Source organism: Oceanidesulfovibrio marinus (assembly GCF_013085545.1).
GTDB classification, from domain to species: domain Bacteria; phylum Desulfobacterota; class Desulfovibrionia; order Desulfovibrionales; family Desulfovibrionaceae; genus Oceanidesulfovibrio; species Oceanidesulfovibrio marinus.
The window spans coordinates 626,126-651,233 of record NZ_CP039543.1 but is presented as its reverse complement, the minus strand read 5'-3'; the positions used below and the strand labels follow the sequence as shown (position 1 = coordinate 651,233).

Below are 25,108 nucleotides of genomic sequence, written 5' to 3'. Positions count from 1 at the left end.
TTGAAGCATGAATCCAGAATTCATCAGCCGTACTTTTCCACAAAGCCGGCTGCGTCCAGAGTGCGGAAGTCGTGCAGCCGCTCCCGCAGGGTTTCGTGATCCCAATCCCACCAGGCCATTTCAAGCAACGCGTCCTGCAGCGCCTTCGGGTGCCGCTCCCGGATCGGTTTGGCCGGCACCCCGCCCACGATCGTATACGGCGGAACATCCTTGCTGACCACAGCGCCGGCGCCGATCACCGCGCCTGTACCGATGGTCACGCCGGGAAGGATGGTTACGCCGTGGCCGATCCAGACATCGTGACCGATATGCACGGGATGTCCGCGACGCCAGTCGAAAAACGAATCGTCGTCCTGGCCCAGATCATACTGCGCGCTGCGGTACATGAAGTGGTGCTGGCTGGCGCGCCACATGGGGTGGTTGCCCGGATTAATGCGCACGAAGGCCGCAATGGAGCAGAACTTGCCGACGGTGGTGTAGATCACGCTGCCGTCATTGACGATGTAGCTGTAGTCCCCCATGGAGGACTCCACCACCTTGGTGCGTTCGCCCACTTCCACAAACGCGCCGAATGTCGAGTCTGTGACCGTGGCCGTGGAGGCTATCAAGGGATGCGTACCGAGCTGTTTCATGTGTTCCGATGCCCTGTCAGGGTCGATAGTCGGGGTTGTTGATGATGCGCATGCGGATGGTCCTGGACAGCATGTCGATGAGCGAGACGGTGACAAGAATCATGAGGATGATGAAGCAGGCCTCGTCCCAGTTGTTCACGCGGATGCGGTCCGAGAGCTGCAGGCCGATGCCGCCCGCGCCCACAATGCCCAGGATGGTGGCGGATCTGGTGTTGGACTCGAAGTAGTACAGGGAGTTGGAGAGCATCACAGGCAGCACCTGGGGCAGGATGCCGAAACGCATGACCTGCACCCGGTTCGCTCCGCTGGCGCGTACGCCCTCCACTTGCTTGCGGTCCACATTCTCGATGGCCTCGGCAAAGAGCTTGGCCAGCACGCCAGTGTCGGACACGGCAATGGCCAGGATGCCTGCGAACGGCCCCAACCCGACCACGTTGATGAAGATCAGCGCCCAGATCAGCACATCCACGCCGCGCACAGTGTCGAACCCCCGGCGCAGCCCGAAGTGGAAGGCCCACTGCGGTATCACGTTCTTCGCGCCGAGAAAGCCGAGCGGCACCGCGGCAAGGCTGGCCAGCAGCGTGCCCAGAAAGGCCATACCGAGTGTCTGGGCGATTGCCAGTGCGAACTCGCCAAAGTATCCGTGCGCCGCAGGCGGGAGCATGAAGGCGAGCACGTTGCCCAGCTTGCCGAGCCCTGTGGCAATCATCGAGAAATCAAAAAATCCAGTGCGCCAGAGCCCCAGGATGAAGGCAAGCCCCAATGCGCCCCACGCGCCGTACGACAGGGCCCGCTGCCGGAGATCAGGCCCGTTGACCAGGCGTTCGCGTACTGCGTCCATGGATCTACTGCCCTCCTGTCATATGAATGATTCGGTGGCGCAGATGCTCGCAGGAGATGTCGATGAGCGAGACCATGAAGATGATAAGCAGCACGATGGCGCTGATGTCGGTGTAGACGAACTGGCGGATGACGAACATCAGCTCCTGGCCGATGCCGCCGGCACCCACGAACCCGATGACCGACGCAGCGCGGACGTTCACCTCGAAGCGCAGCAGCGTGTAGGAAAGAAAGTTCGGCAATACCTGAGGGACCACGGCGTAGCGGATCATCTGATACCAGTTGCCGCCCGAGGCCTTGACTCCTTCGAGGCTCTTCATGTCCACATTCTCGTTGACCTCGGAAAAGAGCTTGCCCAGGGCGCCGGCCGTATGGATGGCCAACGCGAGCACACCCGCGAATGGCCCGATGCCGAAGGAGAAGACGAAGAGCATGGCCCAGACCAGCTCGGGCACGCTGCGGCAGAACTCGGTCAGACGGCGGAATCCGAAGTAGAGCCAGTGGGTGTTCATCAGGTTGCGCGATGCCGGAAAGCAGAACACGAACGCGCCGATGGCGCCCAGGGCTGTGCCCGTGAAGGCGATGACCACGGTGTCCAGGAGCATCATGAGCCACTTGTCCAGGGCCCAGTACCACTCCTGGAGGTCGCTCCCCAGCGAGCGGGCATGCATGACCGGCGCGATGTCGTTGATGTAGTTGAAAAATCCGGGGATGCCTTCGATGAAGGAGCCTATCCGCACTTCGCCAACCCAGGCGGATGCAAAGAGCACGGCGATGAAGACGCCCGCGAAAAGCATGGTCCTGCCGCGTTTGGCCTGCGCATGCTCGATGCGTGCGCGTTCCACAACCTCGGGCCAACTCTGACCGGGCATGGGAGAAAGAAGCGTATCCTGCATGGCGTCCCATGGAAGCCGCGCCGCCCCTGCGGAGGCAATGGCAGAGACGGCGCGGGCGGAGGCTCGGGTTAGCTTTTGCGATTCTTCAGGTTGGCCTGAATCATGCGAACGATGGGCTCGTAATCCTCGTGGGTAACCTCGGCAAAGCCGGAGATCTTCTCACCTTTGATGAAGCTGGCCCAGGCTTCGGGGTCCTTGGTGGGCAACTCAAGGAGCGCCTTCTGGATGTCCTTGCGCATGTCCTCCGGCAGGTCGGTGGGCACGGCCCAGGGGCTGGAGGGCAGCAGCGGCGACTTCCAGATGATGCGCCACTGGCCGGGCTCGATCATGCCCTTGCTTTCCATGCGCTTGGGGTTGTTGCTGGAATCGGAGCGCCACCAGGTGGCCACGGCGTCGTAGGTGCCGGAGACCAGCCCCATCACGCTGTTCTCGTGGCTGCCGGAAAAGGTGGCCGAGCTGAAAAACTCGTCGACCTTGATGCCTTCCTCGTCCAGAAAGTATCGGGGAGCCTGGTGGCCGGAGGTGGAGTTTGGATCGGCAAAGGCGAACTTCGTGCCCTTGAGGTCCTGGACCGTCTTGTACGGGCTGTCGGTCTTGACGATGATCACGGAGTGGTAGCCGAGGTTGCCGTCCTTATCCAATGCGCCGACCAGAGGCTCCACTTTGCCGTTGGTGACGATGTAGCACTTGGCATAGGACGCGGGGCCGAAGCGCGCGACCTGGATCTTGCCGGCCTTCACGCCCTCGATGACGCCGGCGTAGTCCGTGGCCGTGCGCCATTTGATTTTCACGCCCAGGGTCTCCTCCAGGTACTTCTGGACCAGCTCGTACCGGATCAGGCGGTCCTTCTCGTTCTCGGAGGTGATGACACCGAGGGTGATCTCCGGGTACTGCTTCTGCCACTGTTCGGCGCGCGCGACTTGGGACATGCACATCACCCCAAGCAACGCGACGGCCACGATTCTACCAAACCACTTCATTCCAGACTCCTTGTGCTTGCTGTTGGTTGTTCGGGCAGGAAAGCCCGGGTGCCGGCTCAGACCTGAGCCGTGGCGGGCTGTCCGGCGGAGCGTATCCGCGAGGGGTTGCCTGCAGGGACGCATCCATTGAGCGCGCACTCGAGCTCTTCGCTGCCCTCCTCCAGGCCGTAGATCTCCTGTACCTTCTGCTCGTCGAGGCTCTCCGGCGCGCCGTCGAACACGACGCGGCCGTGGGCCATGCCCACGAGCCTGTCGCAGTACTCCTGCGCCGTCGGGACCTGATGCAGGTTGCAGATGACCGTGATGCCGTCGTCCTTGTTGATGGTGCGCAGCGCGTCCATGACCATGGCGGCGTTGCGGGGATCGAGAGAGGCTATGGGCTCGTCGGCTAGGACCAGCTTGGGCTCCTGCACCAGGGCCCGCGCTATGGCCACGCGCTGCTGCTGGCCGCCGGAAAGGGTGTCCGCCCGTTTGAGGGCGTGCGGCGCCATGCCCAGGCGCTCCAGAGCGCCGACCGCCATGTCGCGCTCCCGCCTGGAGAACTGCTTGATCAGCGTGGGCAGAGTCGCGTTGTAGCCCAGACGGCCCAGCAACACGTTGCCCAGCACGTCCAGCCGCTCCACCAGATTGAACTGCTGAAAGATCATCGCGCAGGTGGCGCGCCACTCCCGGAGCTTTTTGCCCTGCAGCTCGCATACGGCCGTGTTGTCAAACCGCATCGAGCCCCCGCTCGGGTCCAGCAGGCGGTTGATGAGCCGCAAAAGAGTCGATTTGCCTGCGCCGGAGCTGCCGATAATGCCGATGAACTGCCCCTTGGGAATGCTCAGGCTGACATCATTCACGGCAACAACGTCGCCAAACCGTTTGCTCAGGCCCTGAATCTCAAGCATCTCATTCTCCCCTTGCGGCTAGGCCAACCTGGGCCATACACATACATCGCTTGATACTGATGATAACGTGACACATGTCACCAAATTACATGCGCAACACCGAGACTCACGCATCGCACGACATGGAAATTACAATCCGTTATGGATTAAATTCTGCATCAATACTTCATTATGGATATCGATGCCGTATAGATACAATGTTTCGCCTGCTTCCATGTTCGCGTCACGCCGCGACGCGACCGCCGACATTTCCCTGTCCGGAGAATGCCTGTGCGGCCAGGGTTCCGCCCATGTACGCCATGGTCCCAGACGTCCAGGTGCAGGCCGCCTGCAACAATCCGTTGGGACCGACCTCCGCGGCGATGAGGTCGGCGCGCAGGCCGGGCTCGATACGCCCCCGGTCCGTCAGCCCCAGGGCTCGCGCCGGGTTTGCAGACACGAGGTCCCAGGCTCTGCCGAGCTCCAGGCCGCGCCGGGAATGGATGTCCCACGCCGCGGCAAGCAGGGACGGATAGTAGTAGTCGGAGGCGAGGACCGTGCAGAGGCCTTCCACCGCGCAACGACGGGCCGAAAGGCGCTTGTAGAGGCTCGATCCGCGCAGGGCGTTGGGAGCGCCGAGCACCACGTCGTCCCCCAGCTCAAGAGCGTGACAGGCCGTGGCCTCGTTGACCGGGAACTCGCAGATGCGGCAGCCCAGCTCGTGATACCAGCGCCGGACATCGGGACTTTCCTCATCATGGGAGGCCATGGGGATAGCCGCGAGCCGCCCTGCCTCGGCCAGGCGCTCCACACCCGCCAGGGAGTGGGGGTAGCGTTCGCGCATGGCCCTGTGGGCGGCCAGATACTCTTCCGGGGTCTGGCCGTTCCGTGCGGCGAGGATGCCGATACGATCGGAATCCTCAATTTTCTCTTCGATGTAGTTGAGATGATCGTTGAAGGCCAAAAGATCGATCCGCGCCTCGTGCACCCACTGCAGCACGGTCTCCAGCGCATCCAGGTGATGGATTTCGTAACGGAGGTGCAGCTGGGAGTCGCAGCGCAGGTTTGGCCGCAGCTCTTCGAACTGGTCGAGGAATCGTGCAGGCTCGCTGCCGCTGCGCAGGCCCCGGTTGCTCTCCCAGCTCCAGGAAAGACCGTAGAACGCCGTGGTTACGCCGTTGGCCACCAGCTGGCGGTCGGTCTCCTCCAGGGCCAGAGTCAGATCAATCATGGTCTCGGGACGCGGCTGCACCACGGACTCGAAGGCGTCGCCGTGAATATCCACAATGCCGGGCAGCAACAGCCGGCCGCCCAGATCCATTTGCGCCAGCGCAGCCCCCGGCCCCAAACCGACAATGTAGCCGCCTCGAATACGAACATCGATGGGTTCGATATCACCACCAGGGAGCAGCACATTGCCGCCGCTCAAGAGCATATCCGCGCGTTCCTTCATCCTTCCACCTCGGGCGTATCCTGTTTGACGGCGCCGGCGTGGCGATCCGGGGATAAGCCCCAGGCACCGCACCACGATCCGCTCGGATGGTAATAGCCCGTGAAGGTTGCGGGGCAGAGAAGAGTCTATGACACTTTCCCGCAAGCAGAGATGCTCGTGATACAGAACAAGGATGGATGAATTCGGAATTCATCCACACAACAGTCAGTGGTGTCTAGCGCTCAAGACCTGGAGATACAATACAAAGCAGCTGTGTGAGATGATTTTCTGATGCACTATGGATTTTAAACTCGATCTATTTATGATTTGTATACACTGCAATGTTTCGTTCTGGTGAAGAAACACCAGTTTTTCCTTGCCAATGTATTGAAAACGTAACTTGACTATCTTATGAGCTTTGAAGATATGATGCCGCAATACATGTACGAATCAAAGCACCATATGAACACGCATTCCTGGCAACATCCGGGCGGAATGCCATCCTGTGGCGGCGGGTCAGGACTCGAAGACGATCTGCACCCAGTCGCTGGCAAAGCGGGTAACGCAGTACTCCACGGGCTCGCCGTCGCGGGTGGTGTTCACGCCTTCGGCCATCAGAATCGGCCGGTTACGCGGCTGTTCGAGGATCCGAGCGTCCCGCGCAGTGGGCATGCGCGCCGTCACGCGGGTGACCTTGCGCACGTAGTCGCCCACGCCGAAGTGCTCGAGCGTGCTGGTGATGGACTTTGTCCGGGCGTAAACTTCCGTCGCGCCAGGGAAACGGTCTTCGGACATGTAGTGGGTGCTCACGCTGATGCGATGGCCGTCCGCCTCGCCGGCGCGGTCGAGCACGGCCACGGGACGCCCCGGCGCAATGCCCAGCGCTTCAGCCGGAACCTCGTCGGCCGGCAGGGTCTGCGCACTGAGCAGGACACCGCCGGGTGTGCGCTTGAGCTTGGACAGGTTTTCGCTGAACCTGGTGCGTTTGCCGACACTGTAGTCCACGACCTGCTCGCGCACGAACATGCCGCGGCCGTGCTCGATGCGGATCAGGTCCATCTGCTCAAGCTCGGACAACGCCCGGCGCAACGTATGCCGGTTCACGCCGAACCGTTCGCTCAAGGCCGTCTCGGTGGGCAACCGCTCACCGGGCTTCAGAATTCCCGTAACGATCTCTCCGGCCAGCGTTTGCTGAATCTGCTTCCAGACAGAGACTCCCTTTTTTCTTTCAATAGGCATGGCGGCCTCATTTGAAGAGGGTTGCGTTGATGATGGCAAGTAGGATACCCTCGACTAACATCGATACATCTAGATGTCTACCAATTTTAGATTCATCTATCTCGGTTTGACGGTCGGGCTCGTGATCCACAGCAGGATTCTTCATAACCGCAGGTAGTTAGGCAAGACGCCACGACTAAAAAGAATCGACACAGGACTCCAAGCAATGAACCAGCGCATACGCGTTTCAGCACAAGGCGCGAACGTATGACAGATCGTAAACTTACCACGACTCAACCGCCGGAGGCCGGCGGAAATCCCGCAGCCCGCAACCACGGCGACGCCCCTGACGGCCCCGAAGCCAACCCGCGGCGCCGCTGGATGGGCATTCTGGCCAGAGCGGATATCAACGACCTTGAATCTGCCTGGGACGCCCTGGAGCACAAGCCGAACTACGAGTTCCTGCGCGGGCCGGAAACCGGGCTCGTCATGGTGCGCGGCCGCGCCGGCAATGTGGGCAAACGCTTCAACCTTGGGGAAATGGCCGTGACCCGCTGCGCCGTGCGTCTGGAAGACGAAACCGTGGGCCTCTCCTGGGTCATGGGCCGCAGCAAACGAAAGGCGGAGCTGACAGCCGCTTTTGACGGCCTGCTGCAGAACGAGGCGCTGCGTCCTCTCCTGGAAGCGCGCGTGCTCGCCCCCCTGGACGAACGCCGCCAGCTCCGCCTGGCGCAGCAGCGCACGCTGGCGGAGGAAACCACCGTGGACTTTTTCACCCTGGTCCGAGGAAGCTGACCATGACGAATACGAGCATGACCGGGCTCAAAGCCGGTTTTTCAAACCCTGTATTGTCCTCGCAGGCCGTGTTCCGCCAGGTGCTTACGGCCATGTCGCGGCCGGGCACCTTGCAGCGCATCCAAAGCCTGCCCCCGGCGGAACCGCCCCTGCTCCCGGCCACAGCCGCCGTCTGCCTGACCCTGGTGGATTTCGAAACGCCGCTGTGGCTGGACGCGCCCCTGGCCGCCAGCAACGCGGCCGGATACCTGCGCTTCCATTGCGGATGCCCCCTTGCCGCCGAGCCGGTGGCGGCCTCGTTCGCGCTGATATCAGACCCAGCCGCCATGCCGGCCCTGTGCGCCTTCAACCCGGGCCGACAGGATTACCCCGACCGCTCGGCCACGCTGATTATTCAGGTTTCCGCGTTGGCTGAAGGCGAAGGCGTCCGGCTTTCCGGGCCCGGCATACAGGAAAGCGCCCGGCTGCGCGTGGACGGCCTGCCCGATCGCTTCTGGGCCGAGCAGGAAGCCAACCGGAGCCTCTTCCCCAGGGGTGTTGATCTGGTCTTTACAACTTCCGACGCGGTGGCAGCCATGCCCCGCACAACACAAGTGGAGAGCTGATGTACGTTGCAGTCAAAGGCGGTGAGAAAGCCATCCTGCGCTCCCACGACCTGCTGGCGCTCAAGCGCCGGGGGGATGAGCGCCTGCCGGAACTGGACGTGGCCCAGATACGAGAGCAGCTGCCCCTGGCCGTGGACAGAGTCATGGCGGAAGGCTCCCTGTACGATCCGGACTTGGCCGCCCTGGCCATCAAGCAGGCCATGGGCGATACCCAGGAGGCCATCTTCCTGCTGCGGGCCTACCGCACCACCCTGCCGCGCCTGGGCTACAGCGAGCCTCTGGACACCTCGCGCATGGTCATCCAGCGCCGCATCTCCGCAACATACAAGGATCTGCCCGGCGGCCAGGTGTTGGGGCCGACCTTCGATTACACCCACCGGCTGCTCGATTTCAGCCTGTCCCGCAGTGCAGGCAATGAAAGCCATGATTCCGCTCCAACCGCGACTCCGAACCCGGACACCCCTGCGGAGCGCGTGCCGCGAGTGGCCGAGATTCTGGGCGACGAAGGGTTGCTGGAAGACGAGGTTGGCGGCGAGGACGGCCCGGTGGGGGATATCACCCGCGAGCCCCTGACCTTTCCGGCGGACCGGGACGTGCGGTTGCAGTCCTTGTCCAGGGCCGACGAAGGCTTCCTTCTGGGGCTGGCCTACTCCACCCAGCGCGGCTTCGGCTCGACCCATCCCTTTGCCGGAGAGATCCGCATGGGCGAGGCAGCCGTGGAGCTCGCGCCAGAGGAGCTGGGCTTCGCCATTGAGATCGGCGACATCCTTGTCACCGAATGCGAGATGATCACCCAGTTCAAGGGGACCAAGGACATCCCGCCCCAGTTCACCCGCGGCTACGGCCTCGTGTTCGGCCACTCGGAACGCAAGGCCATGAGCATGGCCTTGGTGGACCGCTCCCTGCGCTGCGAGGAGTACGGCCAGGAGCCCTCCGCGCCGGCCGAGGACCACGAGTTCGTGCTCTACCACGGGGATAATGTGGAGGCGCAGGGCTTTGTCTCGCACCTCAAGCTGCCGCACTACGTAGACTTCCAGGGCGAGCTCACCATGCTCCGCGCCATGCGCAAGGCCATGGACGAGAACGCCGCAACGGCGGATACGCAGGACCAGGATTCCGCAGACACGGCCGTCCAGCCCGAGGAGGCGTCCGACCATGACATTTGAACCCTCCCAGCACCGCCAGCCCCAGGATGTCGCGACGCCCGACGTCAATGACGGCGGCTACAACTTCGCCTACCTGGACGAGCAGACCAAGCGCATGATCCGCCGCAGCATCCTCAAGGCCGTGGCTATTCCCGGCTACCAGGTGCCCTTTGCAGGCAGGGAAATGCCCCTTGCCTACGGCTGGGGCACCGGCGGCATCCAGGTTACGGCCAGCGTGATCGGCCCGGATGACGTGCTCAAGGTCATCGACCAGGGCGCGGACGACACCACCAATGCGGTGTCCATCCGCCGCTTTTTTGCCACCACGGCCGGCGTGCGCACCACGGAAAAAACCGCTGAGGCGTCCATCATCCAGACCAGGCACCGCATCCCGGAAAAGCCCCTGACCGAGGACCAGATTCTCGTCTACCAGGTGCCCATCCCCGAGCCCCTGCGCAAGATGGAGCCACGGGAGACCGAGACGCGCACCATGCACGCCCTGACCGAGTACAGCGTGATGCACGTGAAGCTGTATGAGGACATCGCCCGCCTGGGGCGCATCGCCACCAACTACGACTACCCAGTGCAGGTGAACGGCCGCTACGTCATGGCGCCCTCACCCATTCCCAAGTTCGACAACCCCAAGATGGACGGCATGCCCGCCCTGCAGCTGTTCGGCGCCGGCCGGGAGAAACGCATCTACGCCGTTCCGCCGTACACCGAGGTCAAAAGCCTGGACTTCGAGGATCACCCCTTCGAGATCCAGCACTGGGACGAGTGCTGCGGGTTGTGCGACGCCACGGACAGCTACCTCGATGAAGTGATTCTGGACGACAAGGGATCGAAGATGTTCGTCTGCTCCGATTCCGACTACTGCGGCGAGCGCCGGGCGGCCGGTCACGAAGGCCCCATGGCCAAGGCCGGCATATTTTAGGGAAACCATCCCCAAAGGTTCGACACCATGGATACATCCATATGCGCACAGGCGCACCTGGCCCAATGCGGAACAGGAGCCGCCGAGGCTGCCTCCAAAGCGGACATCCCCCTCCTGCAGGTCAAGGGATTGAGCAAATACTACGACCGCCATCTCGGCTGCCGGGACGTGAGCTTCGACCTCTGGTCCGGCGAGGTCATCGGCGTTGTGGGCGAGTCAGGCTCCGGCAAATCCACCCTGCTCTCCTGCCTCTCGGCCATGCTGCCGGCAAGCAGCGGCTCTGTCGTCTACCACGACAGGAACGGCCGGGCCGTGGATATACACGCCGCGGAAGACGTGGAGAAGCGTATGCTCATGCGGAGCGAATGGGGCATTGTGCACCAGAACCCGCGCGACGGGCTGCGCATGAATGTCAGCGCCGGGGCCAACATCGGTGAACGCCTCATGGCCCTTGGCGAACGGCATTACGGCAACATCCGCGCCAAGGCGCTGCGCTGGCTGGAACGGGTGGAAATCGACGCCGAGCGCATCGATGATCTGCCCGCGACATTTTCCGGCGGCATGCAGCAGCGGTTGCAGATCGCCCGCAACCTGGTCACCGACCCCAGGCTCGTGTTCATGGACGAGCCCACGAGCGGGCTGGACGTCTCGGTGCAGGCCCGGTTTCTGGACCTCCTGCGCGGGCTGGTGGGCGAGCTGGGACTCGCCGTGGTCATCGTGACCCACGACCTGGCCGTGACCCGGCTGCTGGCCCACCGGCTCATGGTCATGCGCCGCGGCGAGGTGGTCGAGTCCGGTTTGACCGACCAGGTCCTGGACGACCCGCAGCACCCCTACACCCAACTGCTGGTGTCGTCCGTACTCCATGCATAACATGGTATAATACCATTGTTTTTACCTGAACGACCATAGCCTCCGGCGGCCAGGGGAACTATGTCCCCCTGGACCCCAGCAATGGGTCCAGGGAGCACTGCTCCCTGGCAGGGGGCGGGGGACAGCGTCCCCCGGAAATACTAGTTCAAGAATTCGTTTCTATCGATTTAACCGGTTCCGGAGGATGCCATGGACGCCGTCATCGAAGTCGAAGATTTGACCAAACATTTTGTGCTGCACACCCAGGGCGGGGCGGAGATCCCTGTTTTTGAAGGCCTTGGCCTGAGCGTCATGGCGGGCGAGTGCGTAGCGCTCCATGGTCCTTCCGGCGCGGGCAAATCCACGTTGCTGCGTTCGCTGTACGCCAATTACAAACCCCTGAGCGGCAGCATCCGCATTCGCGTGGAGGAAGGAGACGGCCCGTGCGTGGTGGACCTGGCTTCGGCCGGACCGCGCGAGGTGCTGCAGCTCCGGAAGCGCACGCTGGGCTACGTGAGCCAGTTCCTGCGCGTCATTCCGCGTGTTCCGGCCCGGGAGATCGTTGCCGAGCCGTTGCGCGACCGCGGCGTGGATGCGCAGGAAGCGCTGGAGCGCGCAGAGACCATGCTGCGCCGGCTCAACATCCCGGAGCGGCTCATGGGCCTTGCTCCGGCCACGTTCTCTGGCGGCGAGCAGCAGCGGATCAACATTGCCCGCGGGTTTGTGGCCCACTACCCTGTTCTGCTGCTGGACGAGCCCACGGCGTCCCTGGATGCGGACAACCGCGACGTGGTGATCCAGCTGATCCGGGAGGCCAAAGCGCGTGGCGCGGCCATCGTAGGAATCTTCCACGACGCCGAAGTGCGACACGCCATTGCGGACAGGATTTACCCTGTAGCGCCACACGACGCCGCGGCCGGCGACGGAGAAAACGAATGAGCTCGGGCAGGCTGGTCTACGTGATGGGACCGTCCGGCGCAGGAAAGGACAGTGTGCTGAACGAGGCGCGGCGCCAGCTCGGCGGCTCTCCCACAGCCTTTGCCCATCGCTACATCACCCGGCCTGCCGATGCGGGGGGCGAGAACCACGTGACCTTGAGCGAGGAGGAGTTCGCCTGCCGGCGGGACCGGAGCCTCTTCCTGTTTCATTGGCACAGTCATGGGTTTTTCTACGGCGCGGGCATCGAGCTGCTGGACTGGATGTACCGCGGCTTCACGGTGGTGCTCAATGGCTCGCGGGAGTACTGGCCCCAGGCGCGGGAACGGATACCGAACATCGAGGGCGTCCTGATAACCGCGCGCTCCGAGGTTCTGCGCCAACGGCTCCAGGATCGCGGTCGCGAGAGCGACGCCGCCATCAAGGAACGCATCCGCCGCAACACCGCTCTGGAATCGGACATGCCCGGCGTACGGGTTATTGACAACAGCGGCGATCTCTCGCACGCGACATCCGAGCTTGTGGACTTCCTTCGGAAACCTGCTCCGTAGAATCAGCCAAACCGTCCCCGTGGCCTACACGTCGCGTCGTTTCCTTCTGCGCATTGGGAGCAAGGTTCATCTGCGCCATAAACAAGCCGACAGGGCTATAAGACCCCGCCGGCTTGGCTGTAGCGTATGCAAAACCTTACACGCGGTTGATCAGGCGTCGCGCCTTCTGCGGCGGGCAAAGCACAGTGCGCCCAGACCGGCGCCCAGCAGAAGCAGCGTGCCCGGCTCGGGCGTGGGAGCGGTCGAGTAGGTGATGATGCCGTCGATGTCCACGTACGTGGGGAAGCCGTTGTCCGGATCAAAGAGACCGAAATGGCTGAGGTCCGCAAGCTCGATGGTGACCATGCCGGAGTCGTGCGGGCCGAAGTAGAGCGTGGCCGGGTTGTTCCACTCCAGGCTCCACCCTTGCACCGCACCCCAGAAGTACGACATGCCCTGGACAGATCCGCTCAGAGTGCCGCCCAGCTCGTCCGGCAGGATGAACTCGAAGTATGCAGTGACAGCCAGCGCCGTCAAATCGTCTTGGTTGATCGATTCTTCGGTGGTCGCGATGCTGCCAAAGACGAAGTTGTAGGAATCGCCGACTTCGAGGTCGAATTCCTCGGTTGAGAACGGGATGTTTCGCCAGTCCATCACCAGCCCGGGGTCCGTGGTCTCCGAGACATAGGATGCGGACGAATCAAACTGGAACGACATGGCAATGGCTTGTGAGGCTCCCACGACCACGAAGACCAGAGTGGCCAGAACCATGGAAAGAGTCTTTCTCATAATATCCTCCTTGGGTGTTCCTCCCAAGTGTTTCAGGGGGCATCGAAGCCCTAGCAAGCCCTGGACCAAATTTAGACTAAATATTTCAGAGAGATATGCGTAGTTGGCGAGGTATGCAAAAAGGAACGACGAAGAACCGAGCCAATAAGAAAACATTAATTATTCTATCGTATTAAGCGCACACGCTCAAAAGTGAATGCGAAACGGGTGTAAGACAACCCGACAACGCGGCTGGCCCCTCGGCCGCGCGATCCGACCTGCACGCATTCGGATGCGCATGAGCAAACGCCGCAGCCAAAGAACGCAGAGCCATGCGCCATGCAGAAAAAACAGCGTCAGCCCGCGCTGCATGGCCTATTTCGTCTGCCAGAACAGGGAACAGGGTACGTTCAAAAGGAGCTGCCGACGGCTGGGATCACGCCGGCGCATTCATTGTAAGGAATCCCGACGTGCATTCGTCGGAAAGGCTGACAACAGAACGCCTTTTCTGCGCTTCACTGTGTGTAGGTTGCACAAACTGCCGAAGCATTGGCGTCACGAGACCTGCTCGCGCTCCTTGGACAGGCCATACTTCTTGAGCAGGGCGTAGAGTCTGGCGCGGGAAAGGCCGGAGACCTCACACGCCCTGGGGATATCGCCCTGGGTCAGCTCCATGAGGTCGCCCAGGTACATGACCTCCAGGTCGGCCATGGCCTTGTCGCGGAACTCGCGGATATCCGGAAAGTTCTCAGGGTCCAGGCTCTGCTTGTGCGGGGCGGGCTCCTCGGGCCGCACCTGCTCCATCACCGAGTGGCGGGCGAGCCTGGCGCGGATGTGCGTGGGCAGGTGCCGGGGAAAGAGCGCCGGCGCGTCCCCTGCCGCGGCAATGGCGTACTCGATGGTGTTGATGAGCTCGCGCACGTTGCCGGGCCACTCGTACTTCTCCAGCGCCTCCAGGAAGTCGGTTGAAAAGCCCTTTCTGGATATGCCCATGCGGTCGCAGACGCGGCCGATGAAGTTGCAGGTGAGCTCGTTGATGTCGTCCACCGAGTTCCGCAGCGGCGGCAGCTCGATGTTGATGGCGCGCAACCGGAAGAGCAGATCCTTGCGGAACGTCCCATTGAGCACCATGGCTTCCAGATCCCTGTTGGTGGCCGAGACCAGCCGGAAGTCGCTTATACGCTCTATGGCGCCGCCCACGGGCCGGTAGGTGTGGCCTTCCAGCACGCGGAGGAAGGACTTCTGGATGGCCAGGGGCAGCTCGCCCACCTCGTCCAGAAAGAGCGTGCCCTTGTGTGCCTGGGTGACCAGGCCCTCGGCACGGCTGTCCGCACTGGTGTAGGCGCCCTTCTCGTGGCCGAAGAGCATGCTCTCCACCAGGGCCTCGGGCATGGCCGCGCAGTCCACCACCACGAAGGCACCACTGCTGCGCGGGCTGTTCTCGTGGATGGCCGTGGCGAAGAGCTCCTTGCCGGTGCCGGTCTCGCCGCTGATGAGCACGCTGGAGTCGCTGACCGCGGCCTGGGCAAGCTGGTCCAGGCAGCGACGCAGGGCCTCACTGTCGCCAAAGATGCCGTTGCGCTTGAGAGCCACGGGCTTGCGCCGGGTGCGGCGCTCCTCGCGATGGTCCAGGGCGCGCAGTACAGCCTTGACCAGATCGCCGGTGACGGGCGGCTTGATCATGTAGCTCCAGGCGCCGGAGCGGATGGCTATCTCGGCGAACTCGGGATCGCCATGGTCGGTGAGCAGGAGGACTTCGGGACGGCCCGGTGTTCTGCGGATCTCATTGAGGCATTCGAGACCGGCCGGACCAGGGGGGATGCAACCGAGGATGACCACGTCCTGCGGCTCGTCGTAGAGCGCTTCCCTGGCCGCGGCAAGGCTTTGCACGATCCGCATTTCGACGTCAGAGTGCCCCATCGCGGTCTCCAGGGACCGGCACAGGACAGTGTCGTCTATGCAAAGCGCCTTGGCCATGACGCCCCCTTCCTAAGTTGGCCCGGGTTGGGTGGCTGGATGGCTTCTACGGTGATTGTGAATAGCAATAGCATAATGCACTCATTACTATCAAGATGTTATTGAAAAAATATTCCAGGCACTTATGATAATTGACCCCATATTTTTGAGGTATTTCCCATGCGCCGTGTCTTACAGCACAAGACAAACCGTGGACAACGTCCTGGAACCTGCTTGGAGACATATGCAACCGTGGAATGATGGATATCCGTCAATCGCCGTGCACAATTAGTCTCCTTGCCGTCCCTTCTCGTCTTGCGGCGCAAGACGCATCCCGCCGGACAATACACATTTCCCCTCGATCTACCCTATTCCACCGCAGGCCGGAGTCTCTTTTTCTGGACTAACGGCACAGCTTCATTGCGCATATTTCCCGCCGGAATGGTTCTTGTTTTTCAAGGAGACCAAGAACTGCTCCGACGCAGGCGCGGTCATTGCCGCTGTCCGTCAATGCTGAGCAAAGTCGCCCTGTTGGAGCAGCGCGCCAAAGGCGCTGCGGCGGCCGGCATCCGTCTCCAGCTCTCTTAGTCAAGCCGGCGTTCCCGAAGAAAAAACGGAACAGCGGAACTGTGGGGGGACGGCATGAAACGCAGAAAATGGGATGCCCAGACCAAGACGAGGATCGTGCTCGCCGGGCTGGAGGGCGAATCCGTAACCGATCTCTGCCGCCGGTACGAGATTCGGCCCAGCCAGTACTACAAGTGGCGGGACCACTTCCTTTCCAACTGCGTGCGGGCCTTTGACGGACCGCCCCGATGCCGCAGCCAGGGCAACCTTGAAACGGAGAACACCCGGCTCAAAAAGCTCGTGGGCGAGCTGACCCTAGAGCTGGCCGGAAAGTAGAGCAGCCAGCACACGAGGAGGACGCGCATGGCAAACCGAATAGGCGTCTACGTCTGTCATTGCGGAACGAACATCGCGGGAAAGGTGGATTGCTCCGAGGTGGCGCGGTACGCCGGCGGCCTCCGCGACGTGGTGGTCTCCCGCGACTACCAGTTCATGTGCTCGGACCCCGGCCAGGACCTCATCGTGGAGGACATCCGCAGCCTGGGCCTGAACCGCGTGGTGGTGGCCTCCTGCTCGCCGCGTCTGCACGAGAAAACCTTCCAGAAGGCGTGCGCCCGCGCCGGGCTGAATCCCTACATGATGCAGCACACCTGCATCCGCGAGCACTGTTCCTGGGTGACCAAGGACCCGGAGGAGGCCACGCGCAAGGCTGAGCACATCGTGGCCGCGGCCGTGCGCCGCGTGGCCCGGCACCAGGAGCTCTTCTCCCGCGAGGTGGGCGTGCTGCCGGACGTCATGGTGGTGGGCGCAGGCATCGCCGGCATCCAGGCCGCGCTGGACATCGCCAAGTCCGGCCACATGGTTCACCTCATCGAGAAAGGCCCCAGCATCGGCGGCCACATGGCCCAGTTCGACAAGACCTTCCCCACCCTGGACTGCGCCGCGTGCATCTCCACGCCAAAGATGGTGGCCGTGTCCCAGGAGCCCAACATCCACCTGATGACCTACAGCGAGGTCACCGAGGTGGACGGCTTTGTGGGCAACTACAAGGTCACGGTCCGACGCAAGCCCCGCTACGTGCGCGAGGATATCTGCACCGGCTGCGGCACCTGCCTGGAGAAGTGCCCCACCAAGGTAATCAGCGAGTTCGAGGAAGGCATCGGCATGCGCAAGGCCATCTACCGCAACTCGCCCCAGAGCGTGCCCAACACGCCGGTCATCGACGCCGAGCACTGCCTCAAGCTGACCAAGGACAAGTGCGGCGCCTGCGAGAAGTTCTGCCCCACCGGAGCCATCGACTACACCCAGACCGAGAGCTCCGTGACCCTGGAGGTGGGCAGCATCGTCCTGGCCACGGGCTACGACACCATGGACCCCAGCCCCATCCGCGAGTACGGCTACGGCCGCTTCGACAACGTCTACACTGCCCTGCAGTTCGAGCGGCTGAACAACGCCGTGGGCCCCACGGGCGGCAAGATCCTGCTCAAGGACGGCACGCCACCAGAGAGCGTGGCCATCATCCACTGCGTGGGCAGCCGCGACGCCAACTACCACCAGTACTGCTCGCGCGTGTGCTGCATGTACGCCCTCAAGTACGACCACCTGATCAAGGACAAGGTCGGCCACAGCGTCCCGATCTACAACTTTTACATGGATATGCGCTGCTTCGGCAAAGGGTACGAGGAGTTCTACGAGCGCGTGCAGGGCGAGGGCGTGACCTTTATCCGCGGCCGCCCGGCCGAGGTTCTGGAGGAAGACGGCAAGCTGGTGGTCGTGGCCGAGGACACCCTGCTCGGCGAGATCGTGCGCGTGCCCGTGGACATGGTCATCCTCTGCACAGCCATGGAGCCGCGCAAGGACACGGCCGAGGTTGCCCGCGTCTTCGGCGTCAGCCGCAGCCAGGACGGCTTCCTTCTGGAGGAGCACCCAAAGCTCGGCCCGGTCTCCACAGCCACGGACGGCGTGTTCCTGGCCGGCACCTGCCAGGGGCCCAAGGACATCCCGGACGCCGTGGCCCATGCCTCGGGCGGCGCGGCGCAGGCTCTGGCCCTGGCCGCCAAGGGCACGGTCTCCATCTCGCCCACCACCTCGTACATCAACCCGGACATCTGCGTGGGCTGCAAGGTCTGCATCGACCTCTGCGCCTACTCGGCCATCGAGTTCGACGAGCGCCGCCAGGTCTCCGTGGTCAACGAGGCCATGTGCAAGGGCTGCGGCAGCTGCGCCGGCTACTGCCCCAGCGGCGCTGCCCAGATCAAGCACTTCAACGAAACGCAGGTGTTCAACGAGCTCGAAGGCCTGCTGATGCCAGTGAAGCCGCCGGCTCCCGCACCTGAAAAAATCGAGCCGCAGACGGCAAGGCGACCGGCCGCCGAGGTCGTACCCGAGGAAGCTGCACCCGAGGAGGCCATGCCCGAAAGCGCCGAACCGGCCGAGGCCGAGGTCTGATCCCATTCACCAGCGAACAACACGCCAGAGAATAACATGGAGGACGATATGCGCGAGGAACTCATGGACACCGCAGTCGCCGAAGAAGAGACCCCGCAGGCCCCGGCAACCGAGGCCTTCGAGCCCACCATCGTGGCCTTTGTCTGCAACTGGTGCACCTATACCGCGGCCGACCTGGCCGGCACCTCCCGGCTGGTGCAGCGGCCCAATGTGCGCCTGGTGCGCATGATGTGCACCGGCATGGTGGACCCCAAGTACGTGATCAAGGCGCTTCTGGGCGGCGCAGACGCCGTGCTCATCAGCGGCTGCCACCCCGGTGACTGCCACTACATCAACGGCAACTACAAGGCCCGCCGCCGGGTCAAGCTGCTCAACGACATCCTCGACCAGTTCGGCATAGACCGCCGCCGCCTGAAGCTCACCTGGGTGGGCGCCAGCGAAGGCAACGAGTTCGCCGAGACGGTCAACGACCTCATCGAGGAGATACGCGAGCTCGGCCCCATCGAGACACGGGACATGATGGTCCTGTAGGCCGCGTTCCACAAAGGGGGAAGCACTATGGCCACTACCGCGAAAGTCGACGTGCCCGGGTCCGACCCGGTCCTGGGCGTGCAGGAGTTCCTGAAGCTGCTGCTACGGCAGGGCGAGATCGGAGGCGTTTTTGTCCAGACGCACCTCAACCCGCACGGCATGCCCATGCCCACGCTGATTACCGATCCCGAGCGGCTGGACAGGGCCGATCCCCTGGCGCCCGCATTCCCCATGAACGCGGCACGCATGGCCGCCCGGCTGACCCACGGACGCTCCGGCGACCGCGTGGCCGCGGTGCTCCGGCCGTGCGAGATCCGCGCCTTTGTGGAGCTGGTCAAGCTCAACCAGGGCAGCATGGACGAGATCCTGCTCATCGGGTTCGACTGCCTGGGCGCGTACAGCAACAGGAACTACCCGCGCTACATCGGCGGCGATGACCCCATGTCCCTTACCTCCGGGTTCCTGGGCAAGACCGGCGGTTCCGAGGACACGGCCCAGAGCGACTACGACATCGCCGAGGCGTGCCAGTCCTGCGAGAACCTGGAGCCTCTGGGTGCGGACATCGGCATCGGCCTGGTGGGCATGGACCTTGGGGACCACTTCGTGGTCACGGCCCACACGCCCCAGGGCGAGGCCGTGCTCAGCCGGCTGGGCCTAGCCGATGTGGAGGACCCGTCCGCGCGGCGCGCCGCCATGGACGCCCTGGTCGAGAAGCGCACCGCCTACCGCAACGCCATGTTCGAGCGCACCCACGAAGCCACCTCCACCCTGGCCGGGCTCTCGGAGTTCTTTGCCCGTTGCGTGAACTGCTACAACTGCCGCGCAGCCTGCCCGGTGTGCTACTGCAAGGAGTGCGTCTTCCTCACCGACGTCTTCGACCACAAGCCGTGGCAGTACCTGGGCTGGGCCAGGCACAAGGGCATGCTCAAGATGCCTACGGACACCCTCTTCTTCCACCTCACGCGGCTCGCGCACATGTCCACCTCCTGCGTGGGCTGCGGCCAGTGCTCCAACGCCTGCCCCAACGATATCCCGGTGATGGAGCTGTTCCGCACCGTGGGCGCGCGCACCCAGGCAGGGTTTGACTACGTGCCCGGACGCAGCTTCGACGAGCCGCCGCCCTTGTCCGTGTTCAAGGCGGACGAGTTCCCGGAGGTGGCGGGCGCCGACTAGCGGCGTGAACAGGAAGCCAGCGGAGAGAAGCCATGAAGAAGAATTACGCGGCGCTAGTGGTCGGAGCCGGCATCGGCGGCATCCGCGCAGCCCTGGACCTGGCGGTCACGGGCCACAGGGTGGCGCTCATCGACCAGCGGCCCCACCACGGCGGCATCCTGGCCCAGCTCGACCACCAGTTCCCCAACGACCACTGCGGCATGTGCAAGATGCTGCCGCTGATGGCGCGGGACTCGGCCAGCCAATACTGCCTGCGCAAGGGGCTGTTCCACGACAACATCGATCTCTACCTCTCCACGGAGCTCACTGCCCTGGATGGAGAGCCGGGCCGCTTCACGGCAGAGCTCGTGCAGCGCTCCACCCTGGTCGATCCGCACAAGTGCGTGTCCTGCGGCCAATGCTCCGAAGTCTGCCCGGTGCGTGTGCCCAACGAGTTCAATGCCGGGCTCACCCAGCGGCCGGCCGTATACCTGCCGGTGCCGCACAACATCCCCAACCGCTACGTGGTGGACCTGGATAACTGCTTGCGCTGCTGGCAGTGCTACGAAGCCTGTCCCACCGGAGCCATCGACTTCAAGTTCGAGGAACGCAAGGACTTCCACATCCTCATCGCCGACCCGGACCCCAACACCGGCGAGTTCCTCTCCGACTGGCTCCAGGCGCAGAACTTCCCGCTGCACGGCGTCACCACAGGTGCCGAGGCCGTGGACTTGCTGGCAGAGGACGACCGCTTCCGCCTCATGCTCCTGGACGTGGACATGAAGGACATGGACGCCGAGCGCATCCTGCTGCGCGCCAAGGAGCTGCGGCCCGACCTCACGGTGGTGCTGATGGCCTCCGAGGAGTCCAAAGAACGCGCGAACGAGCTGCTCAAGCTGGGGGCCCGCGAGGTGCTGGCCAAGCCGTTGGAACCGCGGACCCTGGTCCCGTGGATGGACAAGCTCTACATGCGCATCCTCTCGGACAAGCGCATCGTGCTGGACGTGGGCGCAGTGGTCCTGGCCGGCGGGTTCGAGTGCTTCGACCCGCGCAAGTTCTCGGACACCCTGGGCTACGGCGTCATCCCCGGCGTGGTCACAGCCGTGGAGTTCGAGCGTATCCTCTCCAAGACCGGCCCCAGCGAGGGCAAGCTGTTCCGCCCAGGTGACGGAAAGCCCGCAAAACGCATCGCCTGGATACAGTGCGTAGGCTCCCGCGATCTGAAGACCGGCGCGGACTACTGCTCCTCCATCTGCTGCATGTTCTCGCTCAAGGAGGCCGTGCTGGCCCGCAAGGCCATTGGCGACGGGGCCGAGACCACCATCTTCTACATGGACCTGCGCACCTTCGGAAAGAACTTCGAGAGCTACAAGAACAAGGCGTTGCAGGACGGCGTCCGCCTGGTGCGCTCCCGTCCGCACACCATCATCCCCTCGCCCGAAACCGGCAACCCGGTCATCGGCTACATCGACGACGCCGGCGAGCGGATCGAGGAGGAGTTCGACATGGTGGTGCTGGCCACGGGCGCGGTGCCACCCAAGAACATGGCCAAGCTGGCCGAGGTGGCCGACATCGACGTGAACGCCTACGGCTTCTGCGAGAGCCCGGAGTTCACGCCCGAGCGCACCAGCCGGCTCGGCGTGTTCGCGGCCGGGGCATTCGGTAGGCCCAAGGACATCGCCGAGTCGGTCATCCAGTCCGGCGCGGCGGCCCAGGGTGCCTCGCGGCTCATCAAGATCTACGACGCGCTCACCGGCCTGGAGCCCCAGCCCGAAACCGAGTACCCGGACGTCTCTCGCGAGCCGGCGCGCTCCCTGGTGGCCCTGTGCAGCTCCTGCCCCACCCTGGAACAGAACGTGGATGTGGAGGACGTGGAGCGCAAGGTGCGCTCCCTGCCCGCTGTGCACACCGTGGCCTGCGTGGACGGAGCCTGCACCGAGAAGGGCTGGCAGCAGATCCAGGACATGGCCGCGGAGACCAGGGCCAACCGCATCCTCATCGGCGCGTGCCTGCCCTACGCCTACGTGCCCAGGCTGCGGGAGCTGGGCCGGGCCATCGGCCTCAACCCGGCGCTGATGGACGTGGTGGACATCTACACCCCGGTGATGGGCGGCAACGGCGAACGCACGGCCTCGCGCAACAAGCAGGTCTACTCCGCCCTGGCCCAGGCCCATGCCCGGCTGCTGGGGGCAGACCCCGTGCCCCCGCCCGTCACGGTCAACGTGGCGCGCCGGGCCCTGATCGTAGGCGGCGGTCTCTCCGGCATGACGTCGGCCATGGCCATCGCCGACCAGGGCTATGAGGTCGTGCTCGTGGAGCAGGAGGAAGAGCTCGGCGGCCAGGCCATGAAGCTGCACTACACCCTGGACGGCGGCGAGCCCCGCCGGCACATGGAGGACCTCATCGAGCAGGTGCGCAAGCATCCCAAGATCAAGGTCCTCACGGACGCGCGGGTGGTCTTCTCCCGCGGCACGGCCGGCCACTTCCAAAGCGCCGTCACCTCTGACGAGGGCACCCTGGTGGTGGACCACGGCGTGACCATCCTGGCCACGGGCGGGCACGAGTCCCGCGTCTACGAGTACGGGTTCCGCGTGCATAAGTCCGTGCTCTCCCAGCTCGAACTCGAAGAGCAGCTCGCCACCGGAACCCTGGATGTGAAGGGGCTGAACAGCGTGGCCATGATCCAATGCTGGCGCTCCCGCGACGAAGACCGCAACTACTGCAGCCGGGTCTGCTGCGGCGAGGCGCTCAAGAACATTCTGGCCCTCAAGCGCAAGAACCCGGACCTCGATATCTACGTCTTCTACCGCGACATCATGAGCTACGGCTTCCGCGAGCACTACTACACCGAGGCGCGCAAGGCCGGGGCCATTTTCATTCCCTACACCCTGGCGCACAAGCCCGAGGTGGGCTTCGAAGACGACGCGCCGGTGATCACGGCCAAAGACCCCATCCTGGGCGAGACCATCCAGATCCGGCCCGACAGGCTGGTGCTCTCCAGCGGGGTGGAGCCCAACGAGGTGGATGACCTGCTGGAGATCTTCGGCGTGGCCATCGATGAAAACGGCTTCTACCAGGAGGCCGACTCCAAGTGGCGGCCCGTGGACTTCCTCAAGCAGGGGATCTTCATGTGCGGGCTGGGACGGGCCCCGGCTTCCATGAGCGAGGCCATAGTCTCGGCCCAGGCCGCGGCGCAGCGCGCCATACGCATCCTCAGCGCCGAGAAGATCGCGCGGGAGACCGTGGTGGCCACGGTGCGCCACAGCCTCTGCTCCCTGTGCCAGCGCTGCATCACAGCCTGCCCGTACGGCGCGCGCAGCGTGAATCTCGACCTGGAGCGGATCGAGGTGGACGAAATCCTCTGCCAGGGCTGCGGCTCGTGCGCCGCCGTGTGTCCCAACAGCGCCACGGTGCTCACGGGATTCCACGACGGCCCCGTGCTCTCCATGATCGACGCCGCCCTGGAGGAACCGGCCTGACAGGCCTGAGGAGAACGGTATGCGCCAGATGACGAAACACCAGGCCCTCACCATCACGCCGCTGCCGCAAGACAGCGAGCTGTGTGAGCTCCAGGCAATGCTCTCGCGCTGCATGCAGTGCGGCACGTGCACGGCCTCCTGCCCCAACGCCCAGGCCATGGACCTCACGCCGCGGCAGCTCTGGCGGCTGGTGCAGTTGGGCCAGCTGGACCGCATTTTCGAGTCCAGGACCTTCTGGATGTGCTCCTCCTGCTACACGTGCTGGCTGCGCTGCCCGCGCGATGTGGAGCCCACGCGCGCCATGGCCGCGCTCAAGCGCCTGGCCGGGGAGCACGACCGCGCATCGCGCAGGAAATCCGCCTTCTACCGCGCCTTTGCCGGCAATATCCGCCGCTACGGCCGGGTGCAGGAGACTGCGCTGATGTCGAGCTATCTCACATCCCTGGCCAGCCCGAGGCGCGCCCTGGAGTTCACCCCCATCGGCATGAAGATGCTCGGCAAGGGCAAGCTCCACCCGCCCAGCCGCGCCTTTGCCGGCAGGCTGGAGCTGCTCTTCCGCAAGGTGGACGAAATGGAGGAACGGACATGACGCACCACTACGCCTACTACCCCGGCTGCTCGCTCCTGGAGAGCGCGGTGGAGTACGACCGCAGCGTCCGCCAGGTGATGGACGTCCTGGACGCGGAGCTCACCGAGATTCCGGACTGGACCTGTTGCGGGGCCAGCGCCGTGGAGTCCGTGAGCCGGCTGCTGACCTACGTGCTGCCGGCGCGGAACCTCGCCCTGGTGGAGCAGCTTATGGATGTGGACGACATCCTCGTGCCGTGCAGCGCCTGCTACCTCAACCTGCTCCGCGTTGTGGAGGACACACGCCACGACAAGAAGCTGCTGGCCCAGATCAACGAGGCGCTTTCCGTGGAGGACCTGCGCTACACCGGCCGGGCCAAACCGCGCCACCTGCTGGACATCCTGATCAACGACGTGGGCACCGGAGCCATCGCGGCCAGGACGGAGCGTGACATGAGCGGTTTTTCCGCGGCGGCCTACTACGGCTGCCAGATTCTGCGGCCCTACCCGGTGTTCGACGATCCCAGGCAGCCGCGCTCCATGCACCTGGTGCTCGAAGCACTGGGCGTCAAACCCATGGCCTGGGACGACGAGGCGCGTTGCTGCGGCGCGTCCCTGATGGTGACCAAGCCGGAGGCGGCCCTTGCCTCGGTAGCGCGGATACTGGACAGCGCGTCCCAGGCAGATGCAGTCGTCACGGTCTGCCCCATGTGCCAGATCAACCTGGAGGCCTACCAGAGCAAGGCTGCAGGCTACGGCGGCCCCCGCGAGACAGTGAGCGTGGTCTACCTGCCGCAGCTCATGGGGCTGGCCTTCGGCTGTACGGAAGATGAGCTGATGCTGAACAAGAACATGAGCCTGGCCCCACGCTTCCGCGCCGGAATGCGCCAGGGCTGGGCCACGCAAGGTTCCCTCGAGGAAACGGTCGTCGAGGAGGCCTGAGACCCGATGTCGAAACCCTTTCAGCAAGGGGGTG

23 protein-coding genes are annotated in these 25,108 nt (G+C 63.9%); 14 read left to right on the top strand and 9 right to left on the bottom strand.

Annotation, left to right across the window (positions count from 1 at the left end):
- Nucleotides 1-23: 23 nt before the first annotated feature.
- The 7 genes from E8L03_RS02955 to phnF form a co-directional block, all read right to left on the bottom strand.
- Nucleotides 24-632: a DapH/DapD/GlmU-related protein gene (locus tag E8L03_RS02955; RefSeq protein ID WP_171266517.1), complete on the bottom strand. Its 609-nt coding sequence runs from the start codon at nucleotides 630-632 to the stop codon at nucleotides 24-26.
- Between the two features lie 16 nt (nucleotides 633-648).
- Nucleotides 649-1,473: a phosphonate ABC transporter, permease protein PhnE gene (phnE, locus tag E8L03_RS02950; protein ID WP_144305665.1), complete on the bottom strand. Its 825-nt coding sequence runs from the start codon at nucleotides 1,471-1,473 to the stop codon at nucleotides 649-651.
- A gap of 4 nt (nucleotides 1,474-1,477) precedes the next feature.
- On the bottom strand, nucleotides 1,478-2,344 hold the full coding sequence (gene phnE, locus E8L03_RS02945) for a phosphonate ABC transporter, permease protein PhnE (protein ID WP_171266516.1): 867 nt from the start codon (nucleotides 2,342-2,344) through the stop codon (nucleotides 1,478-1,480).
- A gap of 92 nt (nucleotides 2,345-2,436) precedes the next feature.
- The gene (gene phnD, locus E8L03_RS02940) at nucleotides 2,437-3,297 is read right to left on the bottom strand and encodes a phosphonate ABC transporter substrate-binding protein (protein ID WP_167512482.1); all 861 of its coding nucleotides are present in this window, start codon (nucleotides 3,295-3,297) and stop codon (nucleotides 2,437-2,439) included.
- 107 nt (nucleotides 3,298-3,404) lie between these two features.
- Nucleotides 3,405-4,238 carry a phosphonate ABC transporter ATP-binding protein gene (phnC, locus tag E8L03_RS02935; RefSeq protein ID WP_171266515.1) on the bottom strand — a complete coding sequence of 278 codons (834 nt, stop codon included), beginning with the start codon at nucleotides 4,236-4,238 and terminating at the stop codon, nucleotides 3,405-3,407.
- Nucleotides 4,239-4,461: 223 nt separating this feature from the next.
- Nucleotides 4,462-5,670 carry an alpha-D-ribose 1-methylphosphonate 5-triphosphate diphosphatase gene (locus E8L03_RS02930; RefSeq protein ID WP_171266514.1) on the bottom strand — a complete coding sequence of 403 codons (1,209 nt, stop codon included), beginning with the start codon at nucleotides 5,668-5,670 and terminating at the stop codon, nucleotides 4,462-4,464.
- Nucleotides 5,671-6,165: 495 nt separating this feature from the next.
- Nucleotides 6,166-6,888 (bottom strand): phosphonate metabolism transcriptional regulator PhnF, encoded by a 723-nt coding sequence (gene phnF / locus E8L03_RS02925; RefSeq protein ID WP_144305660.1) that lies wholly within the window; start codon nucleotides 6,886-6,888, stop codon nucleotides 6,166-6,168.
- A gap of 246 nt (nucleotides 6,889-7,134) precedes the next feature.
- Between phnF and phnG the strand changes: the two genes are divergently transcribed.
- The 7 genes from phnG (at nucleotide 7,135) to phnN (ending at nucleotide 12,685) form a co-directional block, all read left to right on the top strand.
- Nucleotides 7,135-7,662 carry a phosphonate C-P lyase system protein PhnG gene (phnG, locus tag E8L03_RS02920; RefSeq protein ID WP_216367934.1) on the top strand — a complete coding sequence of 176 codons (528 nt, stop codon included), beginning with the start codon at nucleotides 7,135-7,137 and terminating at the stop codon, nucleotides 7,660-7,662.
- Nucleotides 7,663-7,664: 2 nt separating this feature from the next.
- Nucleotides 7,665-8,267 carry a phosphonate C-P lyase system protein PhnH gene (gene phnH / locus E8L03_RS02915; protein WP_216367933.1) on the top strand — a complete coding sequence of 201 codons (603 nt, stop codon included), beginning with the start codon at nucleotides 7,665-7,667 and terminating at the stop codon, nucleotides 8,265-8,267.
- Entirely contained in the window at nucleotides 8,267-9,433 is a 1,167-nt protein-coding gene (locus E8L03_RS02910) for a carbon-phosphorus lyase complex subunit (RefSeq protein WP_171266513.1), read from the top strand. The genes phnH and E8L03_RS02910 overlap by 1 nt, the downstream gene beginning before the upstream one ends.
- Nucleotides 9,423-10,346, top strand: coding sequence for an alpha-D-ribose 1-methylphosphonate 5-phosphate C-P-lyase PhnJ (locus E8L03_RS02905; RefSeq protein ID WP_171266512.1), 924 nt, complete (start codon nucleotides 9,423-9,425; stop codon nucleotides 10,344-10,346). The genes E8L03_RS02910 and E8L03_RS02905 overlap by 11 nt, the downstream gene beginning before the upstream one ends.
- Before the next feature lie 27 nt (nucleotides 10,347-10,373).
- Nucleotides 10,374-11,219, top strand: a complete 846-nt coding sequence (gene phnK / locus E8L03_RS02900) for a phosphonate C-P lyase system protein PhnK (RefSeq protein WP_171266511.1) — start codon at nucleotides 10,374-10,376, stop codon at nucleotides 11,217-11,219.
- A 189-nt stretch (nucleotides 11,220-11,408) separates the two neighbouring features.
- Nucleotides 11,409-12,137: a phosphonate C-P lyase system protein PhnL gene (phnL, locus tag E8L03_RS02895; protein WP_171266510.1), complete on the top strand. Its 729-nt coding sequence runs from the start codon at nucleotides 11,409-11,411 to the stop codon at nucleotides 12,135-12,137.
- The gene (gene phnN, locus E8L03_RS02890) at nucleotides 12,134-12,685 is read left to right on the top strand and encodes a phosphonate metabolism protein/1,5-bisphosphokinase (PRPP-forming) PhnN (protein ID WP_171266509.1); all 552 of its coding nucleotides are present in this window, start codon (nucleotides 12,134-12,136) and stop codon (nucleotides 12,683-12,685) included. Before phnL ends, phnN begins: the two co-directional genes overlap by 4 nt.
- Before the next feature lie 150 nt (nucleotides 12,686-12,835).
- Here the strand turns inward: phnN and E8L03_RS02885 are convergent, their stop codons facing one another.
- Both E8L03_RS02885 and E8L03_RS02880 read right to left on the bottom strand, forming a co-directional pair.
- Nucleotides 12,836-13,453, bottom strand: a complete 618-nt coding sequence (locus E8L03_RS02885; protein WP_167512481.1) for a PEP-CTERM sorting domain-containing protein — start codon at nucleotides 13,451-13,453, stop codon at nucleotides 12,836-12,838.
- Between the two features lie 534 nt (nucleotides 13,454-13,987).
- Complete coding sequence (locus E8L03_RS02880; RefSeq protein ID WP_171266508.1) at nucleotides 13,988-15,409, bottom strand: sigma-54-dependent transcriptional regulator; 1,422 nt, start codon at nucleotides 15,407-15,409, stop codon at nucleotides 13,988-13,990.
- 621 nt (nucleotides 15,410-16,030) lie between these two features.
- Between E8L03_RS02880 and E8L03_RS02875 the strand changes: the two genes are divergently transcribed.
- From E8L03_RS02875 to E8L03_RS02845, 7 genes are all read left to right on the top strand, one after another.
- Complete coding sequence (locus E8L03_RS02875; protein ID WP_171266507.1) at nucleotides 16,031-16,291, top strand: transposase; 261 nt, start codon at nucleotides 16,031-16,033, stop codon at nucleotides 16,289-16,291.
- Between the two features lie 27 nt (nucleotides 16,292-16,318).
- A complete protein-coding gene (locus E8L03_RS02870; protein ID WP_171266506.1) occupies nucleotides 16,319-18,403 on the top strand; it encodes a CoB--CoM heterodisulfide reductase iron-sulfur subunit A family protein in 2,085 nt (694 codons plus the stop codon).
- A gap of 63 nt (nucleotides 18,404-18,466) precedes the next feature.
- Entirely contained in the window at nucleotides 18,467-18,934 is a 468-nt protein-coding gene (locus E8L03_RS02865; protein ID WP_144305705.1) for a hydrogenase iron-sulfur subunit, read from the top strand.
- A 27-nt stretch (nucleotides 18,935-18,961) separates the two neighbouring features.
- Nucleotides 18,962-20,107 (top strand): Coenzyme F420 hydrogenase/dehydrogenase, beta subunit C-terminal domain, encoded by a 1,146-nt coding sequence (locus tag E8L03_RS02860; RefSeq protein ID WP_171266505.1) that lies wholly within the window; start codon nucleotides 18,962-18,964, stop codon nucleotides 20,105-20,107.
- Between the two features lie 32 nt (nucleotides 20,108-20,139).
- The gene (locus E8L03_RS02855) at nucleotides 20,140-23,565 is read left to right on the top strand and encodes an FAD-dependent oxidoreductase (protein ID WP_171266504.1); all 3,426 of its coding nucleotides are present in this window, start codon (nucleotides 20,140-20,142) and stop codon (nucleotides 23,563-23,565) included.
- Nucleotides 23,566-23,584: 19 nt separating this feature from the next.
- Nucleotides 23,585-24,154, top strand: a complete 570-nt coding sequence (locus tag E8L03_RS02850) for a 4Fe-4S dicluster domain-containing protein (protein WP_235896605.1) — start codon at nucleotides 23,585-23,587, stop codon at nucleotides 24,152-24,154.
- Nucleotides 24,151-25,074, top strand: coding sequence for a CoB--CoM heterodisulfide reductase iron-sulfur subunit B family protein (locus E8L03_RS02845; RefSeq protein WP_171266503.1), 924 nt, complete (start codon nucleotides 24,151-24,153; stop codon nucleotides 25,072-25,074). The genes E8L03_RS02850 and E8L03_RS02845 overlap by 4 nt, the downstream gene beginning before the upstream one ends.
- The last annotated feature ends 34 nt before the right edge of the window (nucleotides 25,075-25,108 follow it).